At 49.5% G+C, this 15,187-nt stretch carries 9 protein-coding genes; 3 read left to right on the top strand and 6 right to left on the bottom strand.

Translation table 11 applies throughout. The annotated features are described in order from the left end of the window. Positions 1-339: 339 nt before the first annotated feature. A complete protein-coding gene (locus JW814_11910) occupies positions 340-1,206 on the top strand; it encodes a metallophosphoesterase (GenBank protein MBN2072151.1) in 867 nt (288 codons plus the stop codon). Between the two features lie 2 nt (positions 1,207-1,208). Here the strand turns inward: JW814_11910 and JW814_11905 are convergent, their stop codons facing one another. From JW814_11905 to JW814_11885, 5 genes are all read right to left on the bottom strand, one after another. Continuing rightward, on the bottom strand, positions 1,209-4,379 hold the full coding sequence (locus JW814_11905) for a nucleotidyltransferase domain-containing protein (GenBank protein ID MBN2072150.1): 3,171 nt from the start codon (positions 4,377-4,379) through the stop codon (positions 1,209-1,211). After that, positions 4,363-6,129: a hypothetical protein gene (locus tag JW814_11900; GenBank protein MBN2072149.1), complete on the bottom strand. Its 1,767-nt coding sequence runs from the start codon at positions 6,127-6,129 to the stop codon at positions 4,363-4,365. The genes JW814_11905 and JW814_11900 overlap by 17 nt, the downstream gene beginning before the upstream one ends. Before the next feature lie 232 nt (positions 6,130-6,361). After that, positions 6,362-7,648 carry a Glu/Leu/Phe/Val dehydrogenase gene (locus tag JW814_11895; GenBank protein ID MBN2072148.1) on the bottom strand — a complete coding sequence of 429 codons (1,287 nt, stop codon included), beginning with the start codon at positions 7,646-7,648 and terminating at the stop codon, positions 6,362-6,364. A gap of 197 nt (positions 7,649-7,845) precedes the next feature. Continuing rightward, positions 7,846-9,549: an Ig-like domain-containing protein gene (locus JW814_11890; GenBank protein MBN2072147.1), complete on the bottom strand. Its 1,704-nt coding sequence runs from the start codon at positions 9,547-9,549 to the stop codon at positions 7,846-7,848. Between the two features lie 127 nt (positions 9,550-9,676). Next, complete coding sequence (locus JW814_11885) at positions 9,677-10,918, bottom strand: DUF418 domain-containing protein (protein MBN2072146.1); 1,242 nt, start codon at positions 10,916-10,918, stop codon at positions 9,677-9,679. Between the two features lie 211 nt (positions 10,919-11,129). Between JW814_11885 and JW814_11880 the strand changes: the two genes are divergently transcribed. Then, positions 11,130-11,579, top strand: coding sequence for a nuclear transport factor 2 family protein (locus JW814_11880; protein ID MBN2072145.1), 450 nt, complete (start codon positions 11,130-11,132; stop codon positions 11,577-11,579). A gap of 103 nt (positions 11,580-11,682) precedes the next feature. Then, the gene (locus JW814_11875; protein ID MBN2072144.1) at positions 11,683-13,812 is read left to right on the top strand and encodes a S9 family peptidase; all 2,130 of its coding nucleotides are present in this window, start codon (positions 11,683-11,685) and stop codon (positions 13,810-13,812) included. On the opposite strand, the gene JW814_11870 is transcribed toward JW814_11875, so the two are convergent. Further along, entirely contained in the window at positions 13,809-15,140 is a 1,332-nt protein-coding gene (locus JW814_11870; GenBank protein MBN2072143.1) for a phenylacetate--CoA ligase family protein, read from the bottom strand. The two genes, JW814_11875 and JW814_11870, sit on opposite strands and share 4 nt — an antisense overlap. Positions 15,141-15,187 lie beyond the last annotated feature (47 nt).

The following is a 15,187-nucleotide window of genomic DNA, read 5'->3' as shown; positions in this document are numbered from 1 at the left end:
ACGGCATTTATGTGCCTGCGCAACTGAAAACGGCCGGTAATGGTCTCCTTTCTCCTGTGCAGCCCCTGTCGATCTACCCCTCTTTGCTGCCCTTTGGGAAAAGGCATTCACCACGCGAAGACGGGCATAAGTGATTTAGTGGTAGCGCATGTTATCATATCCCAAATATCGATGTCCACAAAATACGGTTTTGTGCGTTGCACGGGTTGAAATTGCTTTATATTATGTAATGTCATTATATCGGGATATACTTGGCAAGACCATGCGCTGCGGAAACCCGCGCGTCTGATGATTTCAATCGCGCCAGGCAGTCTGTTTCTGCCTGGCAAGGATTTACGGATGAGTGAGGATCAAAATTTAAAATGTTTTTTCGTCTCCGACCTTCACGGTAAAATCGACAGGTTCGGGAAACTGTTCGATGCCATAAAAAAAGAACACCCTTCGGTTGTATTTATCGGTGGTGACATACTCCCTCATGCCTGGAGCGATGAATTCGGCCCTGAAGGTTTTATTAACGGATACTTACTTAAGGAGCTTGAAAAGTTGCGCAATGACCTCGGCAAATCGTATCCGAAGATCTTCATGATCCTGGGTAACGATGACGGGCGTTCTGATGAAGCTACGATGATAGAGGCGACAGAAAAAGGCACTATTGATTATATCCATGAGAAAATAACGACCTGTAAAGGGAGAATGATCTTTGGATACTCTTTTGTCCCACCGACTCCATTTCTGCTCAAGGATTGGGAAAAATATGACGTGTCAAGATATGTCGATCCAGGTTGTATCTCTCCTGAAGAAGGAACCCGCTCTGTGCCCGAAAAACCGGATAACCTGAAGTTCGGAACTATAAAGGCTGACCTGGACAGGTTGAGCGGCGACCTTGAACTGAACGATGCCATTATCCTGTTTCACTCTCCACCCTATCAGACAGACCTCGACCGCGCGGCACTGGACGGCATCAAAGTCGATCACGCTCCACTCGATGTCAATGTCGGTAGTATCGCCATTAAAAGGTTCATCGAGAACAAGCAACCTTTTCTGACGATGCACGGCCATATTCACGAATCAGCCAGGATCACCGGTTCCTGGAAATGTCACATCGGAAGGACTCTCGCCGTATCAGCAGCTCATGACGGGCCGGAACTCGCGCTTGTAAGATTCGACCTGGAAAATATCGAAGAGATCAGCCGTGAACTTGTATAAGACTAGTCTTTCCCTTTGAGGGGTATCTCTCTGGCAGCATCAGTGATCGCCCCTATCTTGACGGCATAGCTCGTTTTGTTACGGATGTCATCATCGGTAATTATATGGACGTCGAGCAATCCTCCGATCCTGTAACCGGTCTTCAAATAATTGATTTCATCCAGGCACAGGCTCCAACCTTCCAGCCATGCGGTAAGATCCCCTCGCTGATTTTTATTTCCCCTGAAATGAATCAATATGTCGATGTCACTCTTCAATCCCGCGGTAGCGTTCTTCGTGCTTCCAAAGACATAGAAACCGGCGACTCCGAAACGGTTCGGATCCAGCTCTGACGCTATCTGTTCAGCCATGCGAAGCCGCCACAACCAGTACTTTTCAGTAGGAATCTCATAGTTAACGATCTCTCGGTCATCCGTGTCTGCTTCTTTTCCCGGTTCGTCAAGAATACCCAGAGCTTCGCCCAGATCAGCGTTCATCAGGACCCTGAAAACAAGACCGCCGGTCACTTCCGGAATATCAATAAGACGGATTACATCGGAAAGCGATGAATACTTCGGCAACATATCTCCAAGTATATTTTTCGAACCAAGCAGAAATTTTTCGTTAAAAGCGTTTTTCGCGTTGTCAGGGTAGAGCGGAAGATAGCGGATCTGCCCTTCGACCAGATCCTGGAAGAAATGCGTGCCGAATGAAAGGTCCGGCATATAGTTGCCCTTCTTCTTGGCTATCTCCACAAGCACTGCCGTGTTGTTAATATCTGAATAGGAGACACTGACGCCAAGCTTGATATCTCCACGGCTCCCCCAGCGGCCGGGACCCATGAGAATGAATTGACGCTTTGGTAAAAGCTTGTTCAGTTCCCCGACAGCTCTTCCAACCTTGACCAGATCTTCCCTCCTGCCAAGTTCTGAATACTTCTGTGGATCCACATAAACGATGTGAGTGAGATCGGGAACGCGGCCGTTCGAAACATACTTATGAGCTGAGAATATTACTCTATCACTCCGTACATCCTTTGGTATCGCCACCGGCGCGCTGTCCACATTGAAACTCTGGGGCCTGCATTGAAGAAGATAAAAATTTTCGCCGTCATGAGCGAACTCTATATCGACGGATGATTCCATCTTGTTTTCCAGAAGCTTTAGAAGCCCATTGACCTGGTTTATCAGGTCGGAATCATTGATTATTCCTTCAAACGTAACCGCAAGATCATCCCTGGCAAAATCGACATTCATTGCCATAGGTTTTTTCAGATGATCATCTTCAAATTTTGATACTATTTTATTTACGAGCGGCAGTTCAGCGCCATGCTTCTTCAACAGTTCCTTTATATCGATCGTTTCGAAGGAATTTGTCTTTAAATTTATAACATCTATCTTTTTCGGAGAATAATAGACGATTTCCTCCGCCGTCACGTTGACCCTGAGCCCTGGCTGCCCGGGAGCGATAAGGATCGGATAATCCTCGCTTATCCTGTCCACGGCTCTTGTTCCGAGTCCGGGAACGAGACGCATCAATCCATCTTCCCTTTTTATTCTTGGAGACCACCTGAAGTCGTTCCTGCTGAAAGCCACCCCGGCGAAAGCCGGTAAATAATAATCGCCGATCCGCCTTCCAACGACCTCCTGGATAATGATTCCCATCTCTTCGGCAAAATCGAGAAGATTCCTTTCAGCCCTGTACTGTATCGGGTCGGGGCCGAATACCGATGAATAGACTTCCGCGATCGCGTCCATGAGCGCTTCCAGCCTCTGCTGCTTGCTTCCCTGGTTCGCCAGAAAAAGACTCTTGTACTTGCCGGAAAAGGCCGCGCCAAGGCTGTCTTCGAGAAGGCTCGAACTTCTTACTATAAGCGGTTTTTCATCGAATTCGTCGAGAACCATCGAAAGACCCTGAACGACTTCCGGCGGAAACTGCCCGTTTTTAAAGGTCCGGATGACATATGGATATTCCTGCCGAATCTGGTTTATTTCCTTGTATTTCTGTTCGACCACCTCATCCATATTGTTGTACTTCAGGAATCCCAGGATGACATCGGATGTGACGTGCCAGCTCCTGGGAAATTTCACCGCTCTCAACAGATCGTTGGAATCATTGGATTTCTTTATTATAGCTTCCGCCAGGAATAGGCCGGCGTTTTTTCCTCCCAGCCTGCCGTGACTGTCCCTTGTAAAAACTATTCTGTCGATGATATCAAAGAAGTCATTGTTTCTGACGTAATTCTTGGCCAATCGAATGTAGTTCAGCTGGCTTGAAAAAAACCTTCTTATCAAAGATACGATAACACCTTTTCTCGCGACGGGAGATAGATCGATACCCTCATGCGCGATATCCCTATATCTCCTTACTGCCGAAATGATCTCGGCAAGAGTAAGGTTGCGGTTAGCTACGTGCACCAGGTATTTCAATTTATCATCCGCTATCCATTTCTGCAGATAATCGAGGATCTTCTCATCAGTATAGTGTTTGGCTGCAACCTTGAATATCTGTTCGCAATTGGCGTCTGAAAGTTCAGATCTCTCTCTCATGTGAGGTTTGTTGCTTTCCCTGTCCAGATCAGCGGCCCCATCCAATCTGTTTTTCTTTGATATCAGAGGGATATCCTCTATTTCTGATAATCCGGTCCAGCTGAGATGATTCAGCATCCTCTCCGAAAGGCTTATAAACAAGTTTCTGTCAGTATGGCGCAGGAGGTTGAGTACGACGTTCCATTCGTGGGATTCATCTCCATGATCGGTTCCGGACTCTTCTTCCGCATCCTTGAGGTTTTGGTGAAGAATCGAACTGCCGAGCCGGTCCGCTATCGCTTCAAGCAACCTTTTCTCATGTTTAAGAAAAGGACCCTCATCTTCCGGAGGCATTTCCCTTGAATAATAGACACTGATTTCTCCAGCCTTCTTTTCCTGGACCAGAATATCAGCTTTTAAAACCCACTCCGTCTCCACAAACCTGTAAGGTTCGAATATCTTCGTTCCGAGCGTTATTTTGGCTTTACAAATATCCGGATACTGTAACCCCGGCGGAACGGCGTCGAGGATCCTGCTGTAAATCTGATCCTGATCTTTATCAGACTGTTTGAGGATCTCCTCGATCCTGTAAAGACATTTCAGTTCCTTTTCCCTTTCAAGGAAAGATTTGATCAGATCGTCTGTAATATTATTTTTTTCGCTCATAAAATATGACTCCCCTGCCCTTCCGTCCGTCCACCTTGACCAGTAAAGCAGAAGGAAGCTCAACATGTTTCAGGAACTCCGTCTCTCTGATCACTTTCTGTTTCTTCAACCAGTCCCAGTCAATACCATACTCGCTCCAGTGATTTACAGAAAAATAAAAAATCCTGAAACTTGTAACATTATGAAAGAAATGCGATCCCTGGCTTAGATTGAAAGCCAGATCTGGAAGTGAGGATTCGATTATCGCTTTTGCCCCGGATATCTGATCGAACGTAACTGGCACTCCACATGAAGGATCCGATGTTCCCAACCTGCCGAAGCCTATGAGAAGATAGGGTTTTTTTGAATCAACAAGAATTTCGTTGAATTTATCCAGTTGCCCGGCGATTTCCCTCGAGTTGCTTACATCGAACCGATCGGGGTCTATGTAAACGATATCTCTTATAGTATCCAGGATCCCGTTTCCAAGTACTGTCTCTGACGAGACGAGAACCCCATCTCCGATCAGTTCACTCTGGTTCAATTCAACCTCAGTGTCGGATACAACCATCGGCCTGATCTGAAGAAAACCAAAATCGGCAGGAGAACAGTCCATCCTGTCCAGTCGCAAAGCGAATTCGATCTCGACTCTCATACCGAGCCGATCTTCGCTTATCTTGAGAAGCGTTTCCAGAAGCTCGTTCAGTGGTATCATTTTTGATTTGAGAATCGGCGCGAAATCGAGGATTCTTGGGCCCGTGATACCAGTGCCGGATGTAATTCTTCCATCCTGTAAATCCAGTGTTGAAGCTATGTAACTTAAGGAACCATCATATTCCGCTGCGGTAAGGTCGTATTTTTCCATATATTCGACTTCATCCACCGGATTGTACCTGCCCGGAGCCTGCATGTTCACAGCCCAGAATTTTGTCTGGGAACTTTTCATCATATCGTTTACAGAATTAAACGGCGGGCCGGTTTTAGGATAAGCTGGCGAATACGACCAGGCTGTTCCTTCATCTACTATAGTTCTCCCCATTCCCAGGGCCAGATCCACCACACCTTCTTCCGGCTCGGCGTTTCCGTATGGATAAAAATTGTATGAACGCACTACGCCTGATATATGTGGATAGAATCGCTCCCCAAACCTTGTCCCAATGACTTCCTGGATGATGACAGCCATTTTCTCGTCATGAAGGGTGTGATGAGTAGCTTTCATGTAATTTGCCGCGGCTTTGAAAAAGGTCGAAGCATAGACATATTTTATCGCTTCGACAAGTTTATGGAATCTTGAGTCCACGCCCGGCTGATTATTCGGTATCATTTTTGTCCCGTACACGCTTGCGAACGGTTCAAACATGGCATCCTCCAACATACTCGAAGAACGCACCGCCAGAGGCGTATGGACCTGCTGAACCAGCGACCTCAGATCTCCAAGCAGCTGAACCGGAAGCCTGGCCTGCAGAAAGGTATTGGCGATCAAATCATCTCTCGCGCTTGAAAACGCTATCTCTTTGAGGTCATTCTGCCTGATGAACTGATCGAAATATTCGGTAGTAATAACCGTTAACGCGGGTATCGTTACAGAAATATCCGGAGAAAACCTGTCGAAGACCCCCGATTCAATAATACCTTTGAACTCGGCCAATCCGTGGGCCTTGCCACCGATTTCCCCCTTTCCGATATATGTAAATTTATGTTTGTTTGAAAATAAAGTGCGGTCGAACGGAACAAGTGAACCTTTGTGAGGACTGTATCTTTTCCTGGCCATCAGCGAACACCTCTCGCAGGAAGATACTCTCAGCGTATACCGGGGTTTCCCGTCAACCCGGGAGGAAAATCGTAATTAAATACCCACCGGCCCACGTTCGTGAGTCTCTATATCCAGTATAAATATCCCATCGAATCACCAACGGCAAACCCTGGCAAAACGATAAGCCTGATTTCGTTTCAGTCCTGAATCAAATTTCCTGTTGAATGCCGGTTTTAATCTCTTTCTACCATCAGATCCAGCCACGTTCCCTGCACGCTTCAACCACGCGTCCCACGGCTATGACATAAGCCGCGTCGCGCATATACAGCTTTCGGGATTTTGCCATTTCATTGACGGCGTTGAATGCGTTTGTTATTTTCGTGTCAAGCTTACCAAGAACTTCGTCTTTCTCCCAGAAATAGTTCATGTTGCATTGGACCTGTTCAAAATAACTGCAGGTTACGCCACCGGCATTCGCCAGAAGATCAGGAATCATGAAAATGCCGCGCTTGGCAATCTCTTTATCTGCTCCAGGTGTCGTCGGTCCATTCGCGCCCTCGGCAATAATCTTCACCTTATCACTGATTTTACCGACATTCTCCATCGTAATCTGGTTTTCGAGAGCTGCCGGAATCAGAATATCGACTTCCTGCTCGATCCAGGCGCCACCAGGAAGAATCTCATATCCCAGACTTTCGGCTTTCTTCTTGTCAACTCCACCGAATCTGTCCGTAATATTTTTTAGTTCCTTCAGATCGATCCCATCAGCTTTTTTAAAACTGTAAGAGACCTGGTCTTTCTGGTCCCAGCAGGATATGCAGATGACTTTTCCCCATATCTCTGTGTAAAGCTCGACAGCGTACTGGGCGACATTACCGAAACCCTGAACGCTCGCTGTCGTATCAGCGGGGGAGATGTTCAACTCCTTGAGAGCCTCACGAATATTGAATACTACTCCATACCCGGTCGCCTCTGTCCTGCCAAGCGAGCCTCCCATCCCCACAGGTTTTCCAGTAATAAATCCCGGGTATTTAGCCCCCCTGATGGTTTCAAATTCATCAAGCATCCATAACATATGCTGTGGTGATGTCATTACATCCGGCGCTGGAACATCGTTTAGAGGTCCCACATCCCTCGAGAGCTGACGGATCCACCCTCGGCATATGCCTTCCTGTTCCCGGGCGCTGAGATTATGCGGATCACATATCACTCCACCCTTGGCTCCTCCCAGAGGAATATCCACTACGGCACACTTCCATGTCATCCACATGGCAAGGGCTCTCACAGTATCTATTGTTTCCATCGGATGAAAACGTATTCCACCCTTTGCCGGACCTCTGGAATCATTGTGCTGAACTCTGAAACCCCTGAATACTTTAAAGCTTCCATCATCCATGCGAACGGGGATGCTCACATGGTACTCTCTCTGGTTAAAACGAAGCAGATCCCTTGTACCTTCATCGAGATCCAGAATATTGGCCACATTGTCAAACTGCGATTGCGCCATTTCAAAGGCATTAAACGACTTATCAGCCATTAATATTCCTCCTGTCGTGTTGAGAACCTCTTTTCGTTGGCAACATAAATAGAGGCTCTCTAAAAGTCAAGAGAGATACCCTTTCCTATTTATATTAATCTCTGGTTAAGCTGGTTTTATTGAACGAATCATAGACACAGCCGGCAGACGGGACCTTTTCCCATCCGCCGGCTGAATTGTAAAGATCGGTCATTGCCCTACTCGTGAGATCCAAAGTACCAGTTTATGATCGATGAATCATACTGTTCATAAGGGGGATCGCTGCTGAAATCGGTATACATGACCGGGCCGACTCCTTCGCACAGATAGGTGATCTGATGAACGTCGCTCGTGCCGCTCGGCTCTCCTTCGTCATAGTTCTGCACGGTCACATACAGATGGTGCACGTAACATTGACGGAATACTCCCGTCATACCGGGGGCTTCTACAGTCGTTGTCCCCGATTCGATCTCGCATGTACCGGAGATCGACATCACCAATTCTGATTCGACCGTGAGCGTCGCCGATACGGACCATGATTCACCGGCATGATCGGGGACCGGGAGCTTGATGTAAGGCATCGGATCATCCCAAATCATCGTCATTACCGAGACCCCGTCATCATATTCCTCGCGACCGACATGATAGACTGTATTTCCATCGAGCCGGAGGAACGACTTGTCTTCAATCGTTCCATCCCATCTTTTGAAGACATCATCGAAATATCCCGTCGACGGGTTATAGTTTTCTATTCTCCTGTACATTTCGTAATCGGGCTCTGCCTGGGCGACCTTGGCCGGTTCGGCATATTCACTGATGAAATACCATGTGTACATATCTCCGACCGGATAGTACGAAGTCTCCCCGGCCGTGGAGAAGTAATAATATGTCGGATTTGGTGTAATAAGATTTTCCGCCATATCGGTGACATCCTCGAAATAGACCCAGTAGGTGCACCCGGGAAGAAGATCGTTGGCAAGCGATATTTCCAGCGAGGAATAATCTTCGTTCCATTCGGGGTTTCCGGCAAAGAGTTGCATTATCCTCGCGTCGACGTTCTCGTCAGGCATATCGAATTCAGGATACATCGGTTCGCTGAATGTAAAACTCATCGTCTCCAGTTCGGTCGACACCCCCGTCGCGTGATTCGAGGGAGAGGCGCTGGCCAGATATGGCCTGACATTATCGGCGATTGTCGTAAATGAATAGTAATACGGCAGCGATAGATTATTTCCCGACAGGTCCTCGACAAGGGAAGTGATCTCGACACTGATCAGGGTCTCGGAGGGGAATGGCGAATGATAGATAAAGACTGAATTTCCCTGGAATTCGAAGTATCCATCTTCAGGCATCGGGGTGATTATGATGTGCGCCGGGGTATCCCAGTCGTCGAACTGAATAATCGGTTCAGTGAAGGTGATAACGATCACTTCACCTGAACTTACACCGGTAGCGCCATTGGCCGGATAGACCGACAAGACCTGGGGATGAGTATTATCGACATCGGAATTGGTCGTGAAAGAGAGATCATATGCGGCGCCCATCGGATTGGCGGCAAGATCCTCTACATCCGCTTCGATCCCGATCCCGTAAGTTGTATTCGCCGAAAGCAGGGAATAGGGAGCAAAGAAAAGAGTGTCACAATTATCGTTCGCGTAGAAATCGAACGACGCGGCCCCGGAGACAATGATATTGCCATCGAAGCTTTCCTCGTCCATCGCTTCGCTGAAGGAGATCCAGAACGGACCTGTCCTTGAGACTCCCGTAGCGCCATCTGCCGGATAGCTTCCGGTCACATAAGGCGCTGTAGTATCAGGATCAGGATTGCTCCCTCCGCTGTCCGATCCGGAACAACCAGCCAGCGATACCAGAAAGATAAGCGATAAAGCGAAAACAGCCTGTGAAAGATTTCCAGCTCTCATTTCGCGCCTCCTTGTCGAAAACGACAGAAAATCATTCGAAATACCCTCCAGGTCAATAATTATCTATTATTGAATCAATAACCGTTCCAAATCGCAGATCCTGAAAAAATTACCAGATATGCCATAATTATACCTGCCGCATCGGCTGTACTTTCCAGTACGTAAGCGAGCGCCAGACCCACTCTATCGGTCCGAATCTGAAATACTTGAGCCAGAGAGGAGAAAGATAGAACTGGAGGATCCATATTGCGAATACGATCATGATCTGCCATTTCCTCTCTACGCTGCCGTAGAGCCCGAATCCGTGGCCGTAGAAGATCGTCGTACAGATCAGCGTCTGGGAGAGATAGTTTGTCAGGGCCATCCTTCCTACCGCGGCGAGTCTCGAGGTGATCCCCCTTAACAGAGCAGATCTGCAGGCCAGCATGACAATGCCGATATATCCGCCGGAAACGAGAATACTTCCCCAGTAATTGAACTGGGAGCCGAGGAAGAACGAATATTCCATGGCCCAGCCGGCGGCGAAATTCTTCTGCAGTCCGAAGATTACAATAGTAAGACCTGTCGCGAGGCCGGTCATCGCCATCGACAGATAGAACCTCGCCGATCTTTTCCCCGTGAGGATCCCCCATTTGAAAAAAGCCATTCCCATAAGCATGAGACCGCCTATTCTCCAGGCTGAACCCATTACGAAATATACCGTCTCCATCTTGAGGGAGTCGCTGCTCCGGTGAGCCATCTGACCGAGCCATCCAGCCCTGTGATTGGCGAGGTCTTCGGCGATCTGCTCCGCGGTCGGCATCCAGCTTGCCATCGTTCCCCGGACCGATTCTTTCGGCCAGTACGGCATCGTGATCCCGAAAAAAATAAAGAGCAGGGATGAGACGGCCACAACTGCCAAACCGATCCAAAGAAGCCTGCCCGGAGAAAGCCTTCTGAACAGCCAGGCCAGAAGGCCGCAGAGGGCGTACGGCACGAGAATATCTCCGTGCCAGAGAAGATGCGCGTGAATAAGCCCGATAACGATAAGCCAGAAGATCCGCCTGTAGTGAATGCCGGCCGAGCTCTTTCCGCGTTCCTCCATTCTGCCGGTCATAAGCACGATCCCGGCGCCGAAAAGCATCGAGAAGATCGTCATGAACTTCATGTTGGCGAATATGTGGCTCAGGATCCAGACCCACCTGTTGATCCCCTCGAGATCGCCATACGCGGTCGGGTTCAGGTATGCCGCGCTCATCATGGAAAACGACTGGATATTCATGATCAGGATGCCGAGCATCGCGAATCCGCGAAGAGTGTCGATCTCGGCGATCCGCTCGCGGGGCGCGACCGGCACGTTGACGGTCGTATTATCATTAAGATCATTCATCCGCTGCGACTCCCTTTCGATTCCTGATTATTATTCAATCGCCCTGGACCGCGGGGATGATTCTATCAAGCATAGGCTGATCGTCAAAAGGAATAATTATCCCTGTTCAAATTCAGTCGTAATTGATAAAATGAGTCTCCGGAATGGAAATGGCGGCCGGGACAGGCCGATACGATGGTAGATTGACAAGATCGGAAAAAAGGAGGGCCTTATGAAAAAATCTTTTACACTCATTATAGCACTTCTCCTGATTACGGCTTTTTACGCGGGAGCGATCCACGCCGACGATCAGGCAGATGTAAGGAAAGTAATCGAGTCAAGCTACTTCAATGGCGCTTTCAACGACCAGGACACCGCTACGATGCGCAATGGATTCCATCCTGATTTCGCAATTTTCTCGGCAGATGGTAACAAGATAAACCGTTACCCGATAGATACCTGGATCGCGGGGATCGAAAAGCGCAAAAGTGATCCCTCTTTTGACAGGACAAAAGTCAGAATGGACTGCAAAATAGTCGCTCTTGACGTCACGGGAGGATGCGCAAGCGCCAAGATCGAAGCGTCACGAGATGGAAAACTCATATATACCGACTATCTGTCCCTCCTGAAATTCGAGGACGGCTGGAAGATTGTCGCCAAGGTCTATCACGGGCATAAATAAGAATATTTGGATGAAAAATGCAGTCAGCAGTTGATTGATACGCTTCTGACCGGTAGTCAAACTGTCGGACAGCATCTCCGATTCAACCAGGGAGGTACCGCCCATGTCAGGTAAATCAGCGCGGCCGGGATTTGGAAAAATTGTTCTTCGAGGCCTGCTTCTTTTATTCACTCTTTCCCTTGCTGCCGTCACTCTCGCTGACGCTGGAAAGATAACAGTACCCCGTCCACCTGTGACGAGAAAAGACAATGTCGTCGACACCCTGCACGGAATCGAGATCGTCGACCCGTACCGATGGCTCGAGGATCAGGAAAGTGCCGAGACCAGGGCATGGATAAAGGCAGAGAACGAATACACCCATTCGATCCTTGATCAGCTTCCAGGGCGCAAGGAGCTCGTTGAGAGGCTTACCGCCCTGATGAAGATCGACAGGATCGGTATCCCCACCGTCCGCGGCAACAGGTATTTTCTTTCGCGCCGCTCGGCCGATCAGGATCAATTCGTTATCTACATGAGAGAAGGACTCGAAGGCAAAGATGTCGTACTGATCGATCCCAACAGTATGAGCGAGGACCAGTCGAGCAGCGTCGACATGCTCGACGTAAGCAGGGACGGCTCTCTCCTCGCTTACGGCATCCGTGAGGGTGGTCAGGATGAACTGACCGTCCGCCTCTTCAATGTCGATAAAAAGGAAGACCTTCCGGATCAGCTGCCGAAGGGGCTCTATTTCGGAATATCTATCATGCCGGACAACAGCGGATTCTATTACTCCCTTCACAATCCACTCTCTGGGTCCAGGGTCTACTTCCACAAAATCGGTTCGGATATGGCGGATGACGAGGAGATATTCGGTGAAGGTTTCGGAGCGGGAATCGGGATCGGCGCCGGACTCTCGGAAGACGGCCGATATCTCGGGATCCTGGTCTTCCACGGTTCGGCCGGGGAAAAGGTCGAAATATACTACAAGGACCTCAGCGAGAATGGGCCTGTCAAGACTGTCGTCAACGATATAGACGCCAATTTCTTCCCCGAGATAATAGGCGACAAGGCCTACATACAGACGAATTGGAATGCCCCGAACGGAAAAATAATGGTCGCCGATATGTCCGACCCCGCGCCGAAAAACTGGAAAGAAGTGATCCCCGAATCGGATCGCGTTCTGGAAGGATTCTCACTTGTGGGAGGAAAACTCTGCCTGCGCTACCTTGACAACGTCGTCTCCAGGGTCGATATCTGCGAGCCGGATGGAAAATTCATACGGCAGATATCCTTTCCCACGCTCGGTTCCGTAAGCGGGATCGCGGGCAACTGGGACAGGAATGAAGCTTTCTTCGTCTTTTCATCATTCCACGTACCGACGACGATATATAGATACGATATGGTCGAGGGAAAACAGCAGATCTGGGCAAAGCTCGATGTCCCTGTCGATACGGAGACGATCGCTGTAGACCAGGTTTGGTACGAATCGAAGGACGGAACGAAGATCCCGATGTTCCTTGTTCATTCAAAAGGCATCAAGCTCGACGGCGACAACCCTGTTCTGATGACCTCATACGGGGGATTCAACGTTAGCCTCACCCCCCGATTCTCGGCCCTTGGTGTCCTCTGGGTGGAAAGAGGAGGCATATTCGCCATGCCGAACCTGCGAGGCGGCGGAGAATTCGGTGAGAAGTGGCACAAGGCCGGTATACGCGAAAAGAAACAGAATGTCTTCGACGATTTCATCGCTGCGGCCGAGTGGCTGATCGACAATAAATACACCAGCCCTTCGAGGCTGGCGATCTCAGGTGGTAGCAATGGCGGCCTGCTCGTCGGCGCAGTCGAAAACCAGCGGCCGGAGCTCTATAAGGCGGTCGTCTGCACATATCCGCTTCTCGATATGCTCCGCTACCATAAATTCATGCTCGGCCGTTTCTGGGTCCCAGAATACGGATCTGCTGACGATCCGGAGCAGTTCAAATATATCCATGCCTATTCGCCGTATCATAACGTGAAGAAGGGGACGAAATACCCGGCAACGCTATATATCTCGGGCGATTCCGATACGCGTGTCGCTCCTCTTCATATCCGGAAGATGACGGCGCTGATGCATGAAAATAACGGCTCTGACAACCCGATCCTGCTTCTCTATGACACGAAAGCGGGACACTCGGGAGGCACTCCTGTCAGCAAGCAGATAGAGGACGACGCCGACAGGGTGATCTTCCTTCTATGGCAGCTTGGCATGCTTTAGGATCGCTGGCGCCGCGGCTGGACATGAGAGATGAAATCAGTCATTTTCCCATTCTCCTGGCGAAGAGAAGACACGAATTCGATCGATGATTCGATCTCTTCGTTGAAATAGCGCCGCGCCGCCCTTTTTATCTTCGCATCGATCGCCGACCTTGAATCAGGATCGATATCCGGCGGAGCCGCGACCCTGAAGATGAGGGCTCCTTCCCGTTCCTGTACTGCCTGGAGTCCCCTTATCTGGCAGCTGTCGCCAGTGACGTTCTTGATGATATAATACACGACGAGGCTCGGAAAGGTCGCTCCGCTTATTCCTCGGATCAGCTTCCCCGTCCGCCCGGTGATCTCTGCTATGATCGGCGTATCCCTCCCGCACGGGCATTTTGAATCCTCATCGAGCGTGACGTAATCCCCGAGCCTGTAGCGGATAACCGGGAAAGAATGGGACAGGAGGTTCGTGACGATTATCTCCTCTTCTTCGACTTCGACTATAACGTGTTCCATGTTCAGATGCATGCTTCCCTCGGGACATTCGAAGGCGATGATCCCCGTTTCAGCCGCCCCATATTCACCGACGATCTTCATCCCGAAAGCTTTTTTCGACTCTTCCTGGTAATACGGATATATCTTCTCCGAAGTCCCTTTGATCATCCTCAGCGGCAGCCTGTCATCTCCGGGGTGGTTCTCATTTATAAAACGGGCAAGCTCGAAAATCATGCTCGAATACCCCTCCAGGAATTCAGCTCCCCGGAGCCTGTCGTAAAAATCTTCAAGCGTGTCAGGCCTGAGATCGAAACTCCTTGTCCTGAACCTGTTCTGCAGGACGTCGGCGAAACGCGTTTTCAACCTCCCGGAAAAGGAAGATGGAATACCCCACAGAAGACCGTTTCTCATCCATGGTTCGACGCCGTACCAGCTGTATCCTCTAGCTATAGCGGCGCGATGCGCGGCGTCCCAGGGCGCGGACCTTGAAAATCGAAGCGCTTCCCCCGTACTACCCGATGTCCGGGAAGGAATCATCTTTCCGCCTGACCCCTGGTTCTGGATCAGATCGTTCTTTTCGATCAGGTCTCTTTTCCCTGTCGATGGAAGCAGGCGAAGCTGATCGAGATCCGACACCCCGCCATGAAGCCCGTTATCCTCGAATATCTTTCTGTAAAAAGGAGAATTGCTCCTGGCATGGGCTATAAGATCGTTGAGCCGCGCGAGCTGGTGCTCGCGAAAACGCTCCCTGCTCCACCACTGCGACTGAAGGAGTCGGTCGCGGATCCCTATGACGTCAGTCCCTCTTGCCCTGGTCCCCATCGTATAGACTGTCCTGGAGATACCCACTGTTATACCTTTATCATTGACCTGACGGGCAGAAACAGCCCTTCACA

This window comes from Candidatus Krumholzibacteriota bacterium (assembly GCA_016932415.1).
Lineage (GTDB): Bacteria > Krumholzibacteriota > Krumholzibacteriia > Krumholzibacteriales > Krumholzibacteriaceae > Krumholzibacterium.
Note: the sequence above shows the minus strand (reverse complement) of the source record. Positions and strands in the feature narration are given on the sequence as shown.

What these genes read in the sequence shown, in the direction of transcription:
- JW814_11910 (MBN2072151.1), top strand. Translation starts at nt 340, where the DNA reads ATGAGTGAGGATCAAAATTTAAAATGTTTTTTCGTCTCCGACCTTCAC.
- JW814_11905 (MBN2072150.1), bottom strand. Translation starts at nt 4,379, where the DNA reads ATGAGCGAAAAAAATAATATTACAGACGATCTGATCAAATCTTTCCTT.
- JW814_11900 (MBN2072149.1), bottom strand. Translation starts at nt 6,129, where the DNA reads ATGGCCAGGAAAAGATACAGTCCTCACAAAGGTTCACTTGTTCCGTTC.
- JW814_11895 (MBN2072148.1), bottom strand. Translation starts at nt 7,648, where the DNA reads ATGGCTGATAAGTCGTTTAATGCCTTTGAAATGGCGCAATCGCAGTTT.
- JW814_11890 (MBN2072147.1), bottom strand. Translation starts at nt 9,549, where the DNA reads ATGAGAGCTGGAAATCTTTCACAGGCTGTTTTCGCTTTATCGCTTATC.
- JW814_11885 (MBN2072146.1), bottom strand. Translation starts at nt 10,918, where the DNA reads ATGAATGATCTTAATGATAATACGACCGTCAACGTGCCGGTCGCGCCC.
- JW814_11880 (MBN2072145.1), top strand. Translation starts at nt 11,130, where the DNA reads ATGAAAAAATCTTTTACACTCATTATAGCACTTCTCCTGATTACGGCT.
- JW814_11875 (MBN2072144.1), top strand. Translation starts at nt 11,683, where the DNA reads ATGTCAGGTAAATCAGCGCGGCCGGGATTTGGAAAAATTGTTCTTCGA.